Raw genomic sequence first — 19,169 nt, 5'->3', positions numbered from 1 at the left:
ATGCGTGCCTAGGCGAACTTCAGCGTTTGGCCCAGGCCCATCTTGCCGGCCTTCTGGAGCATGGCATGGCCCAGCGCGATATCGGTGGTGGACAGGCCGCGATGCCAGAAGAGAATGGTCTCGTCGTCGCGCTCGCGGCCGGGCTTCAGGCCGGCCACGATCTGGCCGATCTCGGCGTGCAGGTTTTCCTGGGTGATGCGGTCGCTGTCGACGTGGGCGCGCAGCGATCCGTACGGCAACCCCTTGCGGCACTGGCCCCAGTCGTCGACCACGACCTTGCTCATGATGTCGGTCAGGCTCAGTTCCACAGCGCTCATCGTGCCGTAGGGCATGACCAGCGCGCCGGGCTTGATCCATTCGGTCTTGAGCAGCGGGGTCGGTTCGGGCAGGCGCGAGGCTTCGACGACAATGTCGGCGCCGCGCACGCACGATTCCCAGTCATTCACGACCTTGACTGTCTTGTTCAGGTCCCGCGAAAGACGTTCGCCAAAGGCCTGCTGGCTTTCAGGGCGGCGGGAATGCACGCGGATTTCATCGAAGTCGAACAGGCTGTCCAGCAGCCGCACGTTCCAGTACGAGGTGCCGCGCGAGCCGATGTGGCCCAGCACCTTGCTGTTCTTGCGGGCCAGGTGCTTGGCGCCCAGGGCGGTGACCGCGCCGGTGCGCATGTCGGTGATGGCGGTCGCGTCGATCACGGCCAGGGGTTTGCCGTTGACGGGATCGAACAGATTGAGCAGCGCCATTTCCGACGGCAGGTCGACCTTGTAGTTGTCCACGAAGTCGCTGACGACCTTGACGCCCGCAACGTGCAACGGCGCGACATAGCCGCGCAGCACATTGAAATGCCCCTTGGCGGAGGACTCCGGCACCAGGTGCATGCGCGGTTCGATGACGGTCTGCCCGCGCCCCTGGGCGTCCAGGGCGCTTTCCACGGCGGCCAGGATCTCGGCGTCGGTGAGTGCCAGCGCGCGCACGTCCGGCCCGTTCAGGTAGGTGATGTCGATGGATTGCATGGTGTCTCCTTGGTTACTGAATGGGCTGGATGCCGGCTTGCTTCACGATGGCGGCCCACTTGCGGGTCTCGTCCTGGATCGTGCGGGCGAAGTCCGCGCGGCTCGAGCCGGAGGGGGCCACGCCCAGCCCGGCGAATTTCTGGCGCACGGAGGCTTGCTGCACGGCCTCGGCGATGTCGGCCTGCAGTTTGTCGAGAATGGCCGGCGGAACCTGGGCCGGGGCGACGATGCCGTACCACGAGGTCACGTCAAAGCCGGGGTAGCCGCTTTCCGCGACGGTGGGCACGTTTTTCAGTTGCGGCAGGCGTGCGGGGCCGGCCACCGCCAGTGCCCGCAGCTTGCCGGCCTGGATCTGCGGCAATACCGTGGAAATGCCCGCGAACATCATGTCCACGTTGCCCGCCACCACGTCATTGACCGCGGCGGCCATGGCGTTGTACGGGATGTGCCGGATCACGATGCCGGCCGACTGGTTGAGCAGCTCGCCCGCCAGGTGGGCGCCGCTGCCCGGCCCGGGCGACGAGTAGTTGAGTTTGTCGGGGTTCTGGCGGGCGTAATCCACCAGTTCCTTGAAGCTTTTGGCCGGCACCCGGTCATTGACCACCAGGACATTGGGCGAGGTGGCAAGCATCGTCACGGGGGCGAAGTCCTTGGCCGTGTCGAAGGGCAGGTTGGTGTAGAGCAGCGGATTGACAGTCAGGTTGCCGGCCGGCGCCAGCGCCAGCGTGTAGCCGTCGGGCTTGGCGCGGGCCACGTAATCCATGCCGATGTTGCCGGAAGCGCCCACCTTGTTCTCGACGACGACGGGCACGCCCCACTTGGTGCTGAGTTGCTGCCCGACGATGCGCGGCAGGGCATCGGCGATGCCGCCCGCGCCGAACGGCACGATGATGGTGACGGGCCGGTTGGGATACTGGTCTTCGGCGGCGAGCGCCGGCGAGGTAAGCAAGGCGCCAGCCAGGAGGGCGCCGGTCATGCGGATGGCGAGAGACGTGTTCATGATTTCCCCTATGCAGGTCTCACTGCGGTGTCGGTCCGGCGCTTATTGCGCGATGTCGCCGGGTCTTTGAAGAAAGCGGTCGGCGCGCGCGATGTCGTCGGCCAGCCGCCGGTCTTGCGACAGAAACGCTACCTGTTCGCGAAAGGCGCCGAGCAGGGCGCCGGTGCCCTTGCCGATGGGGCGTTGCGGATCGGCGCGGGTGCGCAGGTCCACGGCTTGCGCCGCGTGGATCAATTCGATGCCCAGCAGCGTCCGCAGCCGCAGCACTTGCTGCCGGACGCGCTGCGCCACCAGTGGCGCGTTGGTGGCCACATCTTCGATGTGGCCGGCCACGACCAGCGCATCCGACGACACCGGGTGCGACAGGGCGCGGATTTCGGTGGCCAGCGCGGATACGGGTTTCTGGATGGTGGTGTAGGCCAGGGTCTTGCCATCGGGCGACAGGAAGCGCGACAGCTGCGTGAAGGTGGGGTCGCCCAGGCGCAGCACGCGCTGCGCCGACGACTGCGCGACATGTGACAACGCCACCCCCACGGATTCCAGCGGCACGACCCACGCAGTGGGGTCGAAACCGGCGCTGGGCACGATGGCGCCGCGCACATCGCCCTGGGTGACGAAGTAGCGGGTTTCTTGCGGGGTAACGCCGGCCGGAGGCGTGGCATCCAGCACCACTGTGGGGTTGTCGTCCGAGCTGTTGATCTGGATGAGCAGTTGCGCGTTCAGCACCCGCAGCGCATCGCGCGCCGCACCATGCACCTGGCTGACCGTGCGGAAACTGAGAGGGTCCTGCAGCGGCCGCTTGTCATCGGCCTGCCACAGCGCGCTGCCTTCCAGCATGCCGAGAATGCGGCGGGCGGTTTGCTGTTGGCCTATATAGGGACGGTGCGCCTGCACGGCCGGCAGCAGCGGGGCAATATTGCCGTTCAAGCCCTCGAGCGCAAGGGCGGCGATCCCGTCGGCGCGGTCCAGCAGCGTTTCGGCGTCGTGCGCGGCCAGGATGGCCAGCGCCGCGCCATAAGCGTTGGAACTGAGCAGGGATAATGAGTCCTTGGCATATGGCTTGACCGGTTCGATGCCGGCATCGCGCATGGCGTCGGCCGCCGGCATGCGCCGGCCGTCGACTTCGATCTGGCCCTCGCCCATCATGGCCAGGCCGATCTGCGGCAGGATGCCGATGTCGGCCTCGCCAACCGAGCCCTGGCCCAGCACCACAGGCGTCAATCCCTTGTTCAGGAACGCCGCGTACTGGCGAACCAGGGCAGGGCTCATTCCGGTGCCGCCGAATAACGCCGTGTTCAGGCGCACCACCATCGCGGCGCGCACCACGTCGGCGGGAGCCGGTTCGCCAAAGGCAACGGTATGGGACAGCAGCATGCGATGATTGAATGCCTCGGACAGCGCGCGCGCCTCGTCCGAGATGGCATCGCCAGAGAAAATTGTCTGGTCTTTGTTCTGCCCGACACCGCGGTTCAATCCGTAGACCGGGCGGCCCAGGCGTGCGTACGCCAGCAGCAATTCGTGCGAGCGGTCCACTTGCCGCCAGGCCGCATCGGTGGGCGCCACCGGCCGGCCGTGGCGCGCGACCTCGACCACCTGCGCCGCCGTGAGCGACTTGCCGTCCAGCGCCAGGGCTTGCTGCCGGACCGGCGCGCGGTCGGCGGCGGCCGGCTGGACCGCCGCGCGGGCGGCCCCGTCCGCATGGGCAAGGGGGGCCAGCAGGACGCCGGCCATGCAGGCCAGTGCGATGCCGGCCGCGCCGGCCTGGCGCCGCCATGGCAGGGGCAGAGCCGGTAAAGCGCGGTCCGTGGACCATAGGGGGTGGCGCATTGCAACTCCTGGAACGTGAAGGAAGAGGAACGGACGCCCGGCTGCCTACCGGTCGAGCATGGGCAGGTCCAGCCCGACGGCCCGGGCGCAGTCGATGGCGATGTCATAGCCGGCATCGGCGTGCCGCATCACGCCGCTGGCCGGATCGTTGTGCAGCACGCGCGCCAGGCGACGGTCGGCTTCGGGGCTGCCATCGCAGACGATGACGACCCCGGCGTGCTGCGAGAAGCCCATGCCCACGCCGCCGCCGTGATGCAGCGATACCCAGGTCGCGCCGCCGGCAGTGTTGAGCAGCGCGTTCAGCAGCGGCCAGTCGGACACCGCGTCCGAGCCGTCGCGCATGGACTCGGTTTCGCGGTTGGGGCTGGCCACCGAGCCCGAATCGAGATGGTCGCGGCCGATGACGATGGGCGCGCTCAGTTCGCCGGTGCGCACCATTTCGTTGAAGGCCAGCGCCAGCCGCGCGCGGTCGCGCACGCCCACCCAGCAGATGCGCGCCGGCAGCCCCTGGAAGGCGATGCGTTCGCGCGCCATGTCGAGCCAGTTGTGCAAGTGCTTGTCGCCGGGTATCAGTTCCTTGACCTTGGCATCGGTCTTGTAGATGTCTTGCGGATCGCCCGACAGCGCCGCCCAGCGGAACGGGCCGATGCCTTCGCAGAACAACGGCCGTATATAGGCCGGCACGAAACCGGGGAAATCGAAGGCGTTGGCAACGCCTTCTTCCAGCGCAACCTGCCGGATGTTGTTGCCGTAGTCCAGCGTGGCCGCGCCGCGCTGCTTCAGTTCGAGCATGGCGCGCACATGGGCGGCCATGGATTGCTTGGCCGCGGCCACCACGGCCGCGGGATCGCTTTGGCGCTTGTCGCGCCAGGCTTGCACGGTCCAACCTTGCGGCAGATAGCCGTTCAAGGGATCGTGCGCCGAGGTCTGGTCGGTAACGCAGTCGGGCGTAATGCCGCGGCGGACCATCTCGGGCACCACGTCGGCGGCGTTGCCCAGCAGGCCCACCGATACGGCGCGCTGTTCGGCGCGCGCCTTGTCAATGATGGCCAGCGCCTCGTCCAGCGAGGTGGCCTTGACGTCGATATAGCGCGTGCGCAGCCGGAAATCGATGCGCGACTCGTCGCATTCCACGGCGATCATGCTGAAGCCGGCCATGGTGGCGGCAAGCGGCTGCGCGCCGCCCATGCCGCCCAGCCCCGCGGTGAGGATCCAGCGCCCCTTGGGATCGCCCCCGAAATGCTGGTTGGCCACGGCATAGAAAGTTTCGTACGTACCTTGCACGATGCCTTGCGAACCGATGTAGATCCAGCTGCCGGCCGTCATCTGGCCATACATCATGAGGCCCTTGCGGTCGAGCTCGTGGAAGTGTTCCCAGGTGGCCCAGTGCGGCACCAGGTTCGAGTTGGCCAGCAGCACGCGGGGGGCGTCGGCGTGCGTTTTGAACACGCCCACCGGCTTGCCGGACTGGATCAGCAGGGTTTCGTCGGGTTCGAGCCGGCGCAGCACCTGCAGGATCTTGTCGTAGGCAGGCCAGTTGCGCGCGGCGCGGCCGATGCCGCCGTACACCACCAGTTCGTGGGGATGCTCGGCCACTTCAGGGTCCAGGTTGTTCTGGATCATGCGGTAGGCGGCCTCGATCAGCCAGTTCTTGCAGCTCAAGGTATTGCCGCGCGGAGCGCGTATGCTGCGCGTCGCGTCGTGGCGGTCGGGTGTGTGGTCGCTCATGACTTGGTTCCGTGAAATTCTTGGGGGTTGGGAAACGCCGGGGCGGGCTGGGCAGGCACCGTGGCGTAGCCGCTCAGGCGATAGGAATCGCCCGGATGGATCAGACGGGCGAAGGTGGCGATGTGGGGCGCCGTCCAGGTGCGCCGCAATACCTGCAGGCAGGCTTGCGGGCTGTCCAGGCCCAGCCAGGCGCTGACCTGGGCGCTTGGCAGAATGGCTTCGATAGTGTGTTCCACCGCGGACAGGGGGGCGATGCGGCTGAGATAGGCGTTGGGGGTCTGGCGGCTGAAGTCCTGCTCGATATAGCCGGGCGCGGTATGCGGATTGACATAGCGGTCTTCGAGCTGCACCGCGACGCCGTTGTCCAGGTGCAGCAGAATCGAATGAAAGACCGGGCTGCCCGGCGCGATGCCCAGCGCAATGGCAATGCCTTCGGTGGCGGTTTCGCGCTCGAGCAGGATGATGCGGTTGCCGTAGTGGTGGCCCCGCTCGGCGATTTCGTCGGCGATGTTGCGCACTTCCAGCACCGGCAGCATGGGCCGGCGTTCGGCCACGAAAGTGCCCACGCCCTGGCTGCGCACCAGCATGCCGTCTTGCGTCAGTTCAAGAATGGCGCGGCGCGCCGTCATGCGCGACACATCGAACTGGGCGGCCAGCTGGTTCTCGGAGGGCACCTGCGCATTGACCGCCCACAGGCCCGATTCGATGTTCGCGATGATGTGCTGCTTGATGCGGGCATAAGGAGCCAGGGTCTGGTCGTTTGTCGCGGCATTCATGGCGATGGTCCGAAAGCAGAGTGAACAGGGTGATTTAACTTGGATATACAAGTATAGTCAAGCAAACTTTTTCGCTGCGCTTATGCGGAAATGAGCCCGCAGATGGCGCGTCGTCGGCCAAGTGGACGCCGCGGGGCAGTTGCATAGCTGCTTTGCCATCCCCGGCATAGCCCGGGCCGGGCAGGCCACATACCATGCTTTCCACCAAAACAAGCAAAAGCATGGAGACGGCATGAAAATGGCGCGCGCGCTGGCTGTGGCCGGCCTGTGTCTGGGAATCTGCCCGGCGGGTGGCGCCCGGGCGGGCGAGTACCCCGACCATCCTGTTCGGCTGGTCGTTCCCTTTCCGGCAGGCGGGGCCACCGACCTGATGGCCCGCGCGCTGGCGCAGGACCTGGGCGGGCGGCTGGGGCAATCGGTGGTGGTGGAAAACCGCGGCGGCGCGGGCGGTGCGATCGGCGCCGAGGCCGTGGCCAATGCGACGCCCGACGGCTACACGCTGCTGTATTCGACCATGGGCGTGCTGACCATCAACCCGACGCTGTATGCGTCGCTGCGCTACGACCCGCAGCAGAGTTTCGCGCCCATTTCGCTGACCAACCTGACTTCGAACCTGCTGGTGGTCAACAATGACATGCCGGTGAATTCGGTGGCCGAACTGGCCGAGCTGGCGCGGCAGCGGCCCGGCGAACTGACCTTCAGCTCTTCCGGCCGGGGCACCACCAGCCACCTGGCCGGCGAGATGTTCAAGTCCATCGCCGGCGTGGACATCCGCCACATTCCATACAAGGGCAGTTCCGGCGCCATCAACGATTTCCTGGCCGGGCGCATTTCGATGATGATCGATACGTCGTCGAATTTCATCGCATCGGTCAAGCAGGGCAAGATCAAGGCGCTGGGCGTGACCAGCCGCCAGCGGCTGCCGGTGCTGCCCGACGTGCCGTCCATTTCCGAGGCGCCGGGCTTTTCCGGCTACGAGGTCAGCCTGTGGTCGGGCGTGCTGGCGCCGGCGGGCACGCCGCGGCCGATCATCGACCGCCTGAACCGGGACATCGAAGCCGTCATGACCGCGCCCGAAATGGTGCAGCGCATGGCCGGCTACGGCATCCGCACCACCCACAGCACCCCGGAAGCCTTTGCCGAACGCATCCGCCAGGATACGAAGAAGTGGGCGCAGGTGATCCGCCAGTCCGGCGCGGACGCAGACTGATATCCGAACCGGCCAACATGCCAGCCCCTGGAGCGACCATGTCTCTGAAGATCCGCATGCTGCTGGCCGCGCTGGCGGCGGCCGCCATTGCGGCGCCGGCCGCCCGCGCGGCCGACCCGGCAAGCACCTATCCCGACCATCCCATTACCCTGATCAACCCTTACGCCGCGGGCGGGCCGGCCGACACGGTGGCGCGCAGCCTGGCGCGGGCCCTGGAAAAGCGCCTGGGCCAGCCGGTGGTGGTGGAAAACAAGCCCGGCGGCGGCGCGTCGATCGGCACCGGCTTCGTGGCGCGCGCCAGGCCCGACGGCTACACGCTGCTGGTGGGCACGTCGGCCGGCCACGTGGTTACGCCGCTGATGCAGAATACCCCCTACGACGGCGTGGACGGGTTCGCTTTCAGTTCGGTGGTGGCCGTGCAGCCCATCATGCTGGCGGTGAATCCGGCGCGCGGCATCAAGACCGTGGCGGAACTGATCGCGCGCGCCCGGGCCGAGCCCGGCAAGCTCAGCTACGGCTCGGCGGGCGTGGGCGGGGCTACTCACCTGGGCGCCGAATTGTTCCAGCAGGCCGCGCACATCCAGCTGAACCACATCCCCTATGCCGGGGCGGCGCCCGCCATCAACGACGCCGTGGGCGGACAGATCGACATGGTGATGTTGAACCTGTCGGCCAGCCTGCCGTTCATCCGCCAGGGCCGCCTGGTGCCGCTGGCGTACGCATCGGCCCGGCGTTCGCCGCTGCTGCCCCAGGTGCCGACCCTGGACGAAGCCGGCGTGCATGGCGCGCAGTCGGCCACCTGGTACAGCCTGGCCGCGCCCGCGGGCACGCCGCCCGCCATCGTGCGGCGCCTGAGCGATACTGTCCGCGACGTGAACAACGACCCCGATTACCGTCGCGTGATGGAGGGGCAGGCGATAGAGTTGATGGCGCTGACGCCGCAGCAGGCGCAGGCCTTTGTCGAGAAAGACCGCGCCGACATGCGGGCCTTGCTGAGCCGGCTGGGGCTGCTGGCGAAATGACACACACGGGCCGCATGCCGCCAGGCGATGCACGGGCGGCGACACACTCATGAACTTCGACTTCAGCGAACTGGCTTCGGCCGATGCCTTCAAACTGCTTTCCAGCGTGGTGGTGCCGCGTCCCATTGCATGGGTGGTCAGCCTGTCGCCGCAAGGGCGCCTGAACGCCGCGCCGTTTTCCTTTTTCAATGTGGTGAGCAGCGACCCGCCTATCGTGGCGCTGGGCATTGGCCCGCGCGGCGGGCAGTTGAAGGACACCTCGCGCAATATCCTGGCCACGGGCGAGTTCGTGGTCAATGTGGCCTCGGCCGGGCTGGCCGAGCAGATGAACCGCACCAGCCTGGATTATGTGGCCGATATCGACGAACTGGCGCAGGTGGGGCTGGACACCGAGCCGTCGCTGCGGGTGGCACCGCCGCGCATCGCCCGCAGCCCGGCGGCGCTGGAGTGCCGCGTGTGGCAGGTGCTCGAGGCGGCGCCGCAGCGCGTGATCGTGCTGGCGCGGGTAGTGGCCATGTACTTGCGGGACGAGGCCATTCTGAGCCGCGAGAAATTCTATGTCGATACGCCGGCGCTGCAATTGCTGGGCCGCATGCATGGCGCGGGCTGGTATGCCCACACCAGCGATCTGTTCCAGATGCCGGCGCCGGCCGCCGCCAACGACCCGGCGGTGCGGCCCGCGCAGGGCCATTGAGCCCGCGCCCCAATTTCTGGAGATTGATAGATGAAACTGCATTGGTCGCCCCGTTCACCGTTTGTGCGCAAGGTGATGATCGTGCTGTACGAGGCGGGCATCGAAGACCGCGTCACCCTGGTGCGCACGCCGGTGGCAATGGACAAGCCCAACCTGGACCTGCTGCCCGACAATCCGCTCATCAAGCTGCCCACGCTGGTGCTGGACGACGGCTCGGCGCTGTACGATTCGCGCGTCATCTGCGCCTATCTGGACGGCCTGGCGGATGCCGGCCTGCTGCCTGCCGAGCCGCGGGCGCGCCTGGTGGCCGAGCGGCGCCAGGCGCTGGGCGACGGCCTGCTGGACGTGCTGCTGCTTTACCGGCAAGAGCGCGCCAAGCCGTCGGCGCGGCAGACGCAGGCCTGGCTGGATGCCTTCGAATTGAAGACCCGGGCGGCGCTGGCCGCGCTAGAACAGGAAGCCCCCGCGCTGGACGCCGCGCCGTTCGACCTGGGACTGATCGCCATCGGCTGCGCGCTGTCGTACCTGGACTACCGGTTCGCCGATCTGCCCTGGCGCGACGGCCACGCGGCGCTGGCCGCCTGGCACCGCCGCTTCAGCAGCCGCCCCTCGGTGGCGCGCAGCCAGCCCGACGACGCCGCGGCCTGAGCCGCACGACCAAGGACCGCATCATGAGCCGTATCCCGTTTCCCTCCCCCGAAACCATGAGCGAGGAGCAAAAGCGCGTTTATGAGCGCATTGTCTCGGGCCCCCGGGGCCGCCTGGTCGGGCCGCTGCGCGCCGCGCTGCACAACCCCGAGCTGGCCGAGCGCTGGCAGGCGCTGGGCGCGCTGCTGCGCTTCGGCACCAGCCTGCCGCCGCGGGTCAGTGAGCTGGCCATCGTGGTGACGGCGCGCCGCTGGAACAGCCAGATCGAATGGCACATCCACGCCCAGGCCGCGGCGGATGCCGGCATTGCGCCGGCCGTGCTGGACGCCATCCAGGCGCGGCGCGCGCCCGTGTTCGACACCCCCACCGACGCGCTGGTCTACGAATATGCCCGCCAGTTGCAGGAAACCGGGCAGGTGGCGCCGGACCTTCATGCGCGGGCGGTGGGGCAGTGGGGCGTGGCGGGCGTGGTGGAGCTGACGGCCGTCATCGGCTACTACACCATGGTGTCCATGACCCTGAACGCCCACGACATTCCCATGCCCGACACCGCGCCGGCGCCGCTGGATGTGCCGGCCGAAGCCGGCCGGCCCGCCCTGAGCCGCCTGGCGACGCTGCCGTATCCGGAGCAATCATGAGCGCCGACCGGCAAGCCGCGCCGTATATTCCCGCCGCCACCGAGACCCCGCGCATGCCGGGGCGCCCGCGCCATGCCTTGCCGCCGGGAGCCTGCGACACGCACTGCCATGTGTTCGGGCCGTACGACCGCTTTCCGCTGCAGCATCCCTCGTCGTATGCCGCGCCGGATGCGCCCGCGCAACGCTACCTGGCCATGCTCGACACCCTGGGCGCGCGGCGCGGCGTGCTGGTGCAGCCGGCGCCCTACGGCACCGAGCCGGCCGCCCTGCTGGACGCGCTGGCGCAGGGAGGCGGCCGGTTGCGCGGCGTGGCGGTGGCCGATGCGCAGGCCAGCGACGCCGAACTGCAGGCGTTGTACGACGGCGGCGTGCGGGCGCTGCGCTTTGTCGAGGCGCGCGACCCGGCCGGGAAACTCTTTCCCGGCAGTGTGGGCTTCGACCAGGTCGCGGCGCTGGCGCCGCGCATGAAGCAGCATGGCCTGCACGCGCAGCTGTGGGCGCCGTGCGATGTGTATGCGCGGCACCTGCCGGCGCTGGCCCGCCTGGGGCTGCCGCTGGTCATCGACCACCTGGGCAGCCTGGTGCCGGCGCGCGGGCCGCAAGATGCCGTGTTCCAGCTGCTGCGCGGGCTGCTGGCCGACGGCGCCATCTGGATGAAGCTGACGCTGTGCCGCGTGGGCGCCGCGCCCGGCTATGCCGACGCCCGCTACCTGCACGACGCTTTCATCGCCGCCAATCCCGGCCAGGTGCTGTGGGGATCGGACTGGCCTTTCGTGCGCATGGGCGCCCGGGCGCCGGCGGCCGATGCCCTGGTGGACGTGGCGTGGGAATGGCTGGGCAGCGACGCGCTGCGCCGGCAGGTCTGGGTGGACAACCCGGCCCGCCTGTACGGGTTCTAGATGCCGGCGGGCTCAGGGGTTGACGTGCCAGACGCCTTCGCCGCCGATTTCGCGCGCCAGCGCCTCGATCTGCGCCGCCACTTCCATGACGGTGCGCCCGGGGCCCTTGCTGCGCGCGTAGGCCATTGAAATAATGCGCCGCATGGTGGGGTCGCGCAGCGCGGCAACGCTCAGGCGCCCTTCCTGGACTTCCTGCCATACCGCGTGCAGGGGCAGCACGGTGTACATCTGCTCGTGCTCGACGATGGATTTCATCAGCGGTAGCGAGTCGGCTTCGATCAGTGGCGCGATGGCGATCTTGCGCGCGCGGGCCAGGCCGTCCAGGGTGTTGCGCAGGCCATTGGGCGCGCCGGGCAGGATGAACGGCAGGCCGTCCAGTTCGTCGAAGCGGATCTCGCCGGCCTGGGTGCGTGCGTCGCCCGGCGCGCCGATCAGGTACGAATCCACATAGCCCAGGGCGGTTTCGCCGGGCGGGCATTTCTCGGCATAGCGGTACAGGATGGCGATGTCGACGCGGCTGTCGGTCAGCCATTCTTCGATCTGGCCGCTCGAGCCTTCGAAGATTTTCAGGTGCACCTTGGGAAATTGCTTGCGCAGCCGCGAGAACAGCATGCGGATGAGCGGATGCGCGGTAGAAGGCAGCAGCCCCAGCGTGACTTCGCCGGCCGGCTCGCGCGCCTGGCCGTTGACTTCGAGCTCGAGCCGTTCGGCGTCTTCGAGCAGGGTGCGCACCAGCGGAAACAGCCGCTCGCCCACTTCGGACAAATGCACGCCGCGGCCGGTGCGGTTGAACAGCCGCGCATTGCATTCGCGCTCCAGCGCGTTGATGCGGCGGCTCAGCACCGATTGGTCCTGGTCCAGGTGCAGCGCGGCGCGCGTGATGCTGCCCAGTTCGGCGATGGCGACGAAGGCGCGCCATTTATGCAGGTCGGCGGTCAGGTCCAGGCTGGGGCCCGTGGCTTTGGCGGAAGGCATGGTGGCTGTGAGGATGGAATACGCGAGCACACTATACGGCAAAGCCGCCGGGCGCCTGGGGGCGCCCGGCGGCGCAAGCGCGCCTACTGCAGCCCCAGCTTGCCGCGTCGGATGACCTCGCCCCATTTGCGCGATTCGGCCTGCATCAGCTTGCGGTATTCGTCCGGCGTGGTGGCCTGCGGAACCGCGCCCTGGTCGATCATCTTGCGGCGCAGTTCCGGGTCTTTCAACGACTGTGCAATGGCCTCGGCCATGCGGTTGACGATGTCGGGCGGCGTGCCGGTGGGCGCGATCACGCCGTAGTTCGATTCGACCGCCACGCCGGGCAGCCCCAGTTCCTTGGTGGTGGGCACATCGGGCAGGCCCTCGAAGCGCTCGGGGCTGCCCACGGCCAGGGCGCGCAGCTTGCCGGCCTTGATGAAGCTGAGCACGGCCGACGCATCGCCCAGGAACAGCTGCACTTCGTTGGCCAGCAGCGCGGTAACCGCCGGCGCGGCGCCCTTGTAAGGCACATGCATGATGTCGATGCCGGTTTCCTGCCTGAGCAGTTCGGCGCCCAGGTGCGGCGTGGTGACATTGCCCGCCGACCCGTAGTTGTACTTGCCTGGGTGCTGCTTCGCTGTGGCAATGAAGGCGGGCAGGGTGGTCTCGGGCATGGAAGGATTCACCACGAACACCATGGGAATGCGCGCCACCAGCGAGACGTACTGAATTCGCGACACGTCGTACGGCACCTTCATGACGTGCGGCAGGCCCGAGATCGCGCCCGGCACGCCGAAGCCGAACACACTGCCGTCGGGCGTGCCGCGCACGGTGGCGTCCACGCCGATGGTGCCGGATGCGCCGGCGCGGTTCTCGACCACGATGGTCTGCCCCAGTTTCTGCCCCAGTGTTGGGGCGAGCAGCCGCGCCAGATTGTCGACCGAGCCGCCGGGAGGATAGGGCACGATCAGGCGGATAGGCTGGTCAGGCCAGGCTTGCGCGGCCTGCGCGCCCGGCGCCAGCGCCGCGCCCAAGGCCAGGGCGGCTGCCAGGAAAGCGTGTTTTTTCTTCATGGGGATGTCTCCTTGTGGCGGGATGGCCGCGCGTGGGTCATGCGCCTTGCAGGCCCAGCACCTGCTTGGCGTAGATGTTGCGTTGTATCTCGTTGGTGCCGCTGAAAATCGTGGCGGCCATTGCGTTGATGTACGGGGCCAGCGCGTACACCCGGCCATGGCTTTGCGCCATGGCCGCGCCGCCGTATTCCTCGCTTGCCTGGATCAGCAGCGCGCCCAGCCGCTCGTGCGTTTCGGTGGCCCAGATCTTCAGCAGCGACAGTTCGGGCGGCAGGGGCCGGCCGGCGCGCGCCATGTCGGCGAACACCTCGTACATGGCGGTCAGGTCGGCGGCGTCCAGCCGCAGCTCGGCCAGCCGGTCGGCGAAGGCCGGATCGGCCAGCAGCCCGCGCTGGCGGGCCACGCTGAAAATCTGCTGCAGGGCGTGGTTGGCATGCTTGGGGCTGCCGCTGAACAGCCGCTCGAAACCCAGCAGCGCCTTGGCGATGCCCCAGCCGGCATTGAGCTCGCCCACCAGGTTGGCGCGCGGCACGCGCACCTGGTCGAAGAACACTTCGCAGAATTCTTCATGGCCGGCCAGCGTGCGGATCGGGCGGCGGCTGATGCCCGGGCTGCGCAGGTCGACCAGCAGGAAGCTGATGCCGGCCTGCTTCTTCACCGTTTTGTCGGTGCGCACCAGCATGAACATGTGGGTGGCGTCCTGCGCCAGCGTGGACCAGGTTTTCTGCCCGGTGACGATCAGGTCGTCGCCGTCGATGAGCGCCTCGCAGCGCAGCGCGGCGAGGTCCGAGCCGGCGCCGGGTTCCGAGTAGCCCTGCGCCCACACGTCCTGGCCGGACAGGATGCCGGGCAGGAAGCGGTCGCGCTGCGCCTGGGTGCCGTAGCGCAGCAGGATGGGGCCGAGCATCACCAGCCCCTGATCGGGCGCGCGCGCCACGCCGTAGCGTTCGGCTTCTTCGATGTAGGCGATCAGGCGGGCCGGCGACAGCGCCATGCCGCCGTGCTCACGCGGCCAGGAAGGGGCGATCCAGCCCTGGCGCGACAGGGTGTAGTACCAGTCTTTGATCTCGTCCCAGTGCAGGCGCCATGGCACATGGCGCAGATGGGCCGGATAGTGCGCGCGGAAGAAGCGCCGCAGCATGGCGCGGAATTCGGCCTCGGGCATGGCGTTCCAGTCGGCCCGGCAGGGAAACGCCTGGGCGGCGGCCGTGTCCTGCGGGTCGTCGTCAATGTCCGGCGCGGCGGGGGCGGGCGCCAGGGCGCCGAAGCGCTGGCGGTGCGCGGTGGCGTTGCCCAGCCATGCCGCCAGGTGCAGCGCGTGGCGGAGATACAGGCTGACGTCGCATTCGTCTGTGTAGCCGATGGCGCCGTGCAGTTGCACCGCCAGGCGGGCGGCTTCCAGGCCGGCCCGCGCGGCGCGCGCCTTCACGCGGCTGGCGGCGGCGCGGGCTGCGGCGCCGTCCGCGTCCGCGAGTTCGTCCAGCCCGTCAAGCGCGTTCAGCAGGCTGTTGGCGGCCAGCTCTACCTGCATGGCCGCGTCCACCAGGCGATGCTGCAGGGCCTGGAACGAGGCCAGGGGCCGGCCGAACTGCTGGCGCGTATTCAGGTAGGCCACCGAATCGGCCAGGACCTGGCGCGCGGCCCCGGCCAGCTCGGCGGCCTGCATCAGCCGCCCCAGATCCAGCGCCGCATCGATGGCGTCCAGCACGCCCTGCCGCGCCAGCAGGGCATCCGGCGGTACCGCGGCCGATTCCAGCGCCAGGTGGCAGGCGCGCGTGCCGTCGGCGCGCGCATAAACCGTGGCGGTGACACCGGGGGTGCCGGCGGCTACGTAGAACAGCGCCGGCCCCTGTTCGCCATCGGCGGACACCAGCCAGCCGTCCACGCCGTCGCCCGGAATGACGTGGCGCTTTTCACCGTTGAGCACATAGGCGTTTTCGCGCAAGGCGGCGCTGACGCCGAACGCGCCCGTGGCTTCGCCGGCTTCCAGCTGGCCGTCGGTTTCCTGCCAGGCCAGCCCGACGATGCGCGCGCCGGCGCAAAGGTCCTGCAGCAGGCGCCGGCGCGCGCCGGCGCCGGTTTCGTCATGCAGCCGCGCCAGCACGGCGCCCGGCAGCACGGCCGATGCCACCAGGGGCTCGGGCAGCTGCGCGCGCCCGGCTTCTTCCATGACAGCCGCCATGGCATGCCAGCCCAGGCCCAGGCCGCCCAGCGGTTCGGGCACGGCCATGCCCAGCCAGCCGACCTCGGCGATCTCGCGCCAGTAGCCGCGGTCGGGCGGGGCGCCCAGGCGCTTGCGCTGTTTCTGGTCGCGGCGCCGCAGGAAATCGCGCGCGCTGTCGCGTACGGCCTCGATCAGTGCGGTATCGGCCTGGCTCATATGATGCCTTCTGCCCGCAGTTGCGCGATTTCCGTTTCGTCCAGGCCCAGTTCGGCCTTCAGCACGGCGGCGCTGTGCTCGCCCAGCAGGGGCGGCGGCAACCCGGCCTGGATGGGAGTGGCCGAGAAATGGATGGGATTGCGCACGAAAGGCATGTCGCCCAGGCGCGGATGCGGCATGTGGCCCAGCACCTGGCGATGCCGGACTTGCGGGTCTTCAAATACCTGGTCCAGGGTGTAGATGGGGCCGCAGGGCACCTTGGCCTGTTCCAGCCGGGTATTCCAGTCGGCGACCTTGCGGGTGAGCAGGGCCGGTTCGATCAGCGCCGACAGTTCGGCCTGGGCCGCCGCGCGCCGGGGGTTGGTGTCGAAGCGCGGGTCTTGCGCCAGCCCGGGCAGGCCGATCACGCGGCAGAAACTCTGGAACTGCGAGTCGTTGCCCACCGCCACCATCAGATGCCCGTCCTGGCAGGCAAAGGCACGGAACGGCGCGGTAATCTGCGACGACGAGCCCATGCGCGCCGGCAGCTTGCCGCTGGCCAGGTAGTTCATGCCGATGTGCGACATGGCGGCGATCTGCGCGTCGAGCAGGGCCAGGTCGATGTGCTGCCCGCGGCCCGACACCTGGTCGCGATGGCGCAGGGCGGCAAGAATGGCGCACACGGCATAGAACCCCGCGGTCAGGTCGGACACCGAATAACCGGCCTTTACCGGCCCGGCGCCAGGCTCGCCGTCGGGCACGCCGGTCACGCTCATCAGGCCGCTCATTGACTGGAAAATCGGGTCATAGCCGGGCAGGTGGCTGTACGGGCCGTCCTGGCCGAAGCCGGTGATCGAGCAATACACCAGCCGCGGATTCAGTTCCGCCAGCGAGGCGTAGTCCAGTCCGTAGCGGCGCAGGTCGCCGGCCTTGAAGTTCTCGATGACGATGTCCGTGTTCTGCGCCAGGCGCCGGATCAGCGCCTGGCCTTGCGGGCGCGACATGTCGATGGTCAGCGACCGCTTGCCGCGGTTCATCGCCACGAACGACGAGGTTTCGCCGCTGGGGGCGCCATCGGGGCCCGGCATGGGGTAGCCCTGGTGGCGCACGTCGTCGCCGCGGCCGGGCCGTTCTACCTTGATGACTTCGGCGCCGAAGTCGGCCAGCATCTGCGCGGCCCAGGGGCCTGAGAATACGCGGCTCAAGTCCAGCACTTTCACGCCTTCGAGCGCTCCTGCCATGATGTCTCCTTGGATGTCGGGGCGGGCGCGGCTAGCGGCCCTGGAAGACGGGCGCGCGCTTTTCCAGGAAGGCCTGCCGCGCTTCCCGCGCGTCGGCGGTCTTGGCGATGGCCGCCGTCATGTCCTGTTCGTAGCGGTAGCCGTCGCGCAGGCTCATGTCTTCGATGGCGTTGAGCGTCTGCTTGGCCAGCACCGTGGCAAGCGGGCTCTTGGACGCCAGCTCGCGCGCCAGCGCCATCGCCTCGGCCATCAGCGCATCGGGCGGCACCGAGGCCTCGACGACGCCCAGCCGGTAGAGTTCATCGCCGTCGATGCGCAGGCCGGTCAGCATCATGCGCCGCAGGCGCGAGTGGCTGAACAGCCGCATGCCGTGCCGGCCGCCGCCGAGAAGGCCCACGTTGATTTCGGGCAGGCCCACCGTGGCGGTCGAGGCCGCCACCAGGATGTCGCACGAGGCCACCATGGCCAGGCCCGCGCCCAGCGCCGCGCCGTTGATGGCGCCCACCACCGGCTTGGCGCATTCGCGGATGGCGTGGAAGCATTCGCGGGTGCGCCGCGAATGCTGGGGCAGGTCGCCGGGGCTCTTGATCGTGGCGGCGCGGTTCTTCAGGTCGGCGCCGGCGCAGAAGGTCTTGCCCTGCCCGGACAACACCACCGCGCGGACCTCGGGCGTTTCGGAAATGCGGTCCAGCACCCAGGACAGCTCGTTCATCATGTCGGTGGACAGCGCGTTCACCGGCGGATTGGCCAGCAGGACGACGGCCACGCCGCCGTCCAGGGTGACGTCCAGCGCGGTGTAGGGGCCGGCCAGGGCTTCAGGCATGTTCATGGTGGTTCCCGTTCAGTGTCAGATGATGTCGCGGTCGCGCAGGCTCTGGATCTGCCCGGCGCTCAGGCCGAGTTCGCCCAGCACTTGCTCGGTGTGCTCGCCCAGCAGCGGCGGCGCGCGGTCCACGCGCAGGCTGGCGCCGCCGAAGCGCAGGGGGCTCATGACCTGCGGCACCGAGCCCGCCACCGGATGCGGCAGCCGGCGCAGCATGTCGCGGTGCACGACCTGCGGGTCGTCGAACACTTCGGGCACGGTGTTGATCGAGCCGGCCGGCACGCCCGCCTGCTTGAGCCTGCTCAGCCAGTGCGCGCGCGGCCGGCTGGCCAGAGCGGCGTCCAGCACCGGATCCAGGCTGGCCTGGTTCTTCACGCGCTGGCCATTGGTGGCGTAGCGCGCGTCGCGCGCCAGCGCCGGCTGGCCGATCACATCGCACAGGGTGGCGAACTGCGCATCGTTGCCCACCACGATCACGATGTCGCCGTCGGCGCAGCTGAAGGTGCGCTGCGGCTGGATGTTGGGGTGCGCGGTGCCGGTGCGGCGCGGCACGCGGTTGCCCAGCAGGAAATTCATCGCCTGGTTGGCCAGCAGGCCCACCTGCACGTCCAGCATGGCGACGTCGACGTATTCGCCCCGGCCGGTCTGCGTGCGGCGCAGGAGCGCGGCCACGATGCCCAGCGCCGCATAGACGCCGGTGCTGAGGTCGACGATGGGCACGCCCACTTTCTGCGGGCCGCCGCCGGGCTTGTCGTCGCGTTCGCCGGTTACGCTCATCAGGCCGCCCATGGCCTGGATCAGGAAGTCATAGGCGGGTTCGGCCGCGCGCGGGCCGGTCTGGCCAAAGCCCGTTACCGAGCAGTACACCAGGCGCGGGTTGATGGCGGACAGCGCCGCGTAGTCCAGCCCCAGTCGCGCCAGCGTGCCTACCTTGTAGTTTTCCAGCACCACGTCGGCGTCGCGGCACAGCGTCCTGACCAGTTCCTGGCCTTCGGGCGTCTGCAGGTCCAGCGTAATGGAGCGCTTGCCGCGATTGGTGGCAATGAAATAGGCGCCGTCGGCCGTGTCGGCGCCGGCTTCATCCTTCAGGAAAGGCGGGCCCCACGAGCGGGTGTCGTCGCCGCGCCCCGGGCGTTCGACCTTGATGACGTCGGCGCCCAGGTCCGCCAGGATCTGGCTGGCCCAGGGCCCCGCCAGCACGCGGCTCAGGTCCAGCACCTTGATATTCGATAACAGCGGCTGCAAGGCCCACTCCTTGATT

General features: G+C 68.9%; 17 protein-coding genes. 6 read left to right on the top strand and 11 right to left on the bottom strand.

The features are described 5' to 3' along the window. Positions 1 to 8: 8 nt before the first annotated feature. From J2P76_RS15170 to hutC, 5 genes are read right to left on the bottom strand one after another with little or no spacing between them, the layout of a single operon-like run. A complete protein-coding gene (locus J2P76_RS15170) occupies positions 9 to 1,013 on the bottom strand; it encodes an ornithine cyclodeaminase family protein (RefSeq protein WP_207408518.1) in 1,005 nt (334 codons plus the stop codon). Between the two features lie 13 nt (positions 1,014 to 1,026). Beyond that, positions 1,027 to 2,013, bottom strand: coding sequence for a Bug family tripartite tricarboxylate transporter substrate binding protein (locus J2P76_RS15165; RefSeq protein ID WP_207408517.1), 987 nt, complete (start codon positions 2,011 to 2,013; stop codon positions 1,027 to 1,029). Between the two features lie 42 nt (positions 2,014 to 2,055). Then, positions 2,056 to 3,840, bottom strand: coding sequence for an HAL/PAL/TAL family ammonia-lyase (locus tag J2P76_RS15160; protein ID WP_242697379.1), 1,785 nt, complete (start codon positions 3,838 to 3,840; stop codon positions 2,056 to 2,058). 45 nt (positions 3,841 to 3,885) lie between these two features. Next, positions 3,886 to 5,568, bottom strand: a complete 1,683-nt coding sequence (hutU, locus tag J2P76_RS15155; protein WP_207408516.1) for a urocanate hydratase — start codon at positions 5,566 to 5,568, stop codon at positions 3,886 to 3,888. Further along, positions 5,565 to 6,344 carry a histidine utilization repressor gene (gene hutC, locus J2P76_RS15150; protein ID WP_207408515.1) on the bottom strand — a complete coding sequence of 260 codons (780 nt, stop codon included), beginning with the start codon at positions 6,342 to 6,344 and terminating at the stop codon, positions 5,565 to 5,567. Before hutC ends, hutU begins: the two co-directional genes overlap by 4 nt. A gap of 232 nt (positions 6,345 to 6,576) precedes the next feature. Between hutC and J2P76_RS15145 the strand changes: the two genes are divergently transcribed. Genes J2P76_RS15145 through J2P76_RS15120 form a run of 6 tightly spaced genes read left to right on the top strand, consistent with a single transcriptional unit; the run spans position 6,577 to position 11,455 of the window. Next, positions 6,577 to 7,554 carry a Bug family tripartite tricarboxylate transporter substrate binding protein gene (locus tag J2P76_RS15145; protein ID WP_207408514.1) on the top strand — a complete coding sequence of 326 codons (978 nt, stop codon included), beginning with the start codon at positions 6,577 to 6,579 and terminating at the stop codon, positions 7,552 to 7,554. Positions 7,555 to 7,592: 38 nt separating this feature from the next. After that, positions 7,593 to 8,576, top strand: a complete 984-nt coding sequence (locus J2P76_RS15140; protein WP_207408513.1) for a tripartite tricarboxylate transporter substrate binding protein — start codon at positions 7,593 to 7,595, stop codon at positions 8,574 to 8,576. 49 nt (positions 8,577 to 8,625) lie between these two features. Further along, entirely contained in the window at positions 8,626 to 9,270 is a 645-nt protein-coding gene (locus tag J2P76_RS15135; protein ID WP_207408512.1) for a flavin reductase family protein, read from the top strand. A 30-nt stretch (positions 9,271 to 9,300) separates the two neighbouring features. Then, entirely contained in the window at positions 9,301 to 9,918 is a 618-nt protein-coding gene (locus J2P76_RS15130; protein WP_207408511.1) for a glutathione S-transferase family protein, read from the top strand. Between the two features lie 23 nt (positions 9,919 to 9,941). Next, the gene (locus J2P76_RS15125) at positions 9,942 to 10,556 is read left to right on the top strand and encodes a carboxymuconolactone decarboxylase family protein (protein ID WP_207408510.1); all 615 of its coding nucleotides are present in this window, start codon (positions 9,942 to 9,944) and stop codon (positions 10,554 to 10,556) included. Further along, a complete protein-coding gene (locus J2P76_RS15120; RefSeq protein ID WP_207408509.1) occupies positions 10,553 to 11,455 on the top strand; it encodes an amidohydrolase family protein in 903 nt (300 codons plus the stop codon). The genes J2P76_RS15125 and J2P76_RS15120 overlap by 4 nt, the downstream gene beginning before the upstream one ends. 12 nt (positions 11,456 to 11,467) lie before the next feature. Here J2P76_RS15120 and J2P76_RS15115 read toward each other — a convergent pair whose 3' ends face one another. The 6 genes from J2P76_RS15115 to J2P76_RS15090 form a co-directional block, all read right to left on the bottom strand. Further along, the gene (locus tag J2P76_RS15115) at positions 11,468 to 12,430 is read right to left on the bottom strand and encodes a LysR family transcriptional regulator (RefSeq protein WP_207408508.1); all 963 of its coding nucleotides are present in this window, start codon (positions 12,428 to 12,430) and stop codon (positions 11,468 to 11,470) included. Between the two features lie 83 nt (positions 12,431 to 12,513). Then, positions 12,514 to 13,485 carry a Bug family tripartite tricarboxylate transporter substrate binding protein gene (locus J2P76_RS15110; RefSeq protein ID WP_207408507.1) on the bottom strand — a complete coding sequence of 324 codons (972 nt, stop codon included), beginning with the start codon at positions 13,483 to 13,485 and terminating at the stop codon, positions 12,514 to 12,516. A 37-nt stretch (positions 13,486 to 13,522) separates the two neighbouring features. Further along, positions 13,523 to 15,865, bottom strand: coding sequence for an acyl-CoA dehydrogenase (locus tag J2P76_RS15105; protein WP_207408506.1), 2,343 nt, complete (start codon positions 15,863 to 15,865; stop codon positions 13,523 to 13,525). Then, the gene (locus J2P76_RS15100) at positions 15,862 to 17,085 is read right to left on the bottom strand and encodes a CaiB/BaiF CoA transferase family protein (RefSeq protein ID WP_207408505.1); all 1,224 of its coding nucleotides are present in this window, start codon (positions 17,083 to 17,085) and stop codon (positions 15,862 to 15,864) included. The genes J2P76_RS15105 and J2P76_RS15100 overlap by 4 nt, the downstream gene beginning before the upstream one ends. A 31-nt stretch (positions 17,086 to 17,116) precedes the next feature. Then, entirely contained in the window at positions 17,117 to 17,914 is a 798-nt protein-coding gene (locus J2P76_RS15095) for an enoyl-CoA hydratase/isomerase family protein (RefSeq protein ID WP_207408504.1), read from the bottom strand. 18 nt (positions 17,915 to 17,932) lie between these two features. Next, on the bottom strand, positions 17,933 to 19,153 hold the full coding sequence (locus J2P76_RS15090; protein WP_207408503.1) for a CaiB/BaiF CoA transferase family protein: 1,221 nt from the start codon (positions 19,151 to 19,153) through the stop codon (positions 17,933 to 17,935). Positions 19,154 to 19,169: the final 16 nt, after the last annotated feature.

The organism is Bordetella petrii (genome assembly GCF_017356245.1).
GTDB classification, from domain to species: domain Bacteria; phylum Pseudomonadota; class Gammaproteobacteria; order Burkholderiales; family Burkholderiaceae_B; genus Bordetella_A; species Bordetella_A petrii_D.
This window is presented reverse-complemented; position numbering and strand designations above follow the sequence as displayed.

Excerpts from the sequence above, each read along its gene's own strand:
- J2P76_RS15170 (WP_207408518.1), bottom strand. The coding sequence starts at position 1,013 with ATGCAATCCATCGACATCACCTACCTGAACGGGCCGGACGTGCGCGCG.
- J2P76_RS15165 (WP_207408517.1), bottom strand. The coding sequence starts at position 2,013 with ATGAACACGTCTCTCGCCATCCGCATGACCGGCGCCCTCCTGGCTGGC.
- J2P76_RS15160 (WP_242697379.1), bottom strand. The coding sequence starts at position 3,840 with ATGCGCCACCCCCTATGGTCCACGGACCGCGCTTTACCGGCTCTGCCC.
- hutU (WP_207408516.1), bottom strand. The coding sequence starts at position 5,568 with ATGAGCGACCACACACCCGACCGCCACGACGCGACGCGCAGCATACGC.
- hutC (WP_207408515.1), bottom strand. The coding sequence starts at position 6,344 with ATGAATGCCGCGACAAACGACCAGACCCTGGCTCCTTATGCCCGCATC.
- J2P76_RS15145 (WP_207408514.1), top strand. The coding sequence starts at position 6,577 with ATGAAAATGGCGCGCGCGCTGGCTGTGGCCGGCCTGTGTCTGGGAATC.
- J2P76_RS15140 (WP_207408513.1), top strand. The coding sequence starts at position 7,593 with ATGTCTCTGAAGATCCGCATGCTGCTGGCCGCGCTGGCGGCGGCCGCC.
- J2P76_RS15135 (WP_207408512.1), top strand. The coding sequence starts at position 8,626 with ATGAACTTCGACTTCAGCGAACTGGCTTCGGCCGATGCCTTCAAACTG.
- J2P76_RS15130 (WP_207408511.1), top strand. The coding sequence starts at position 9,301 with ATGAAACTGCATTGGTCGCCCCGTTCACCGTTTGTGCGCAAGGTGATG.
- J2P76_RS15125 (WP_207408510.1), top strand. The coding sequence starts at position 9,942 with ATGAGCCGTATCCCGTTTCCCTCCCCCGAAACCATGAGCGAGGAGCAA.
- J2P76_RS15120 (WP_207408509.1), top strand. The coding sequence starts at position 10,553 with ATGAGCGCCGACCGGCAAGCCGCGCCGTATATTCCCGCCGCCACCGAG.
- J2P76_RS15115 (WP_207408508.1), bottom strand. The coding sequence starts at position 12,430 with ATGCCTTCCGCCAAAGCCACGGGCCCCAGCCTGGACCTGACCGCCGAC.
- J2P76_RS15110 (WP_207408507.1), bottom strand. The coding sequence starts at position 13,485 with ATGAAGAAAAAACACGCTTTCCTGGCAGCCGCCCTGGCCTTGGGCGCG.
- J2P76_RS15105 (WP_207408506.1), bottom strand. The coding sequence starts at position 15,865 with ATGAGCCAGGCCGATACCGCACTGATCGAGGCCGTACGCGACAGCGCG.
- J2P76_RS15100 (WP_207408505.1), bottom strand. The coding sequence starts at position 17,085 with ATGGCAGGAGCGCTCGAAGGCGTGAAAGTGCTGGACTTGAGCCGCGTA.
- J2P76_RS15095 (WP_207408504.1), bottom strand. The coding sequence starts at position 17,914 with ATGAACATGCCTGAAGCCCTGGCCGGCCCCTACACCGCGCTGGACGTC.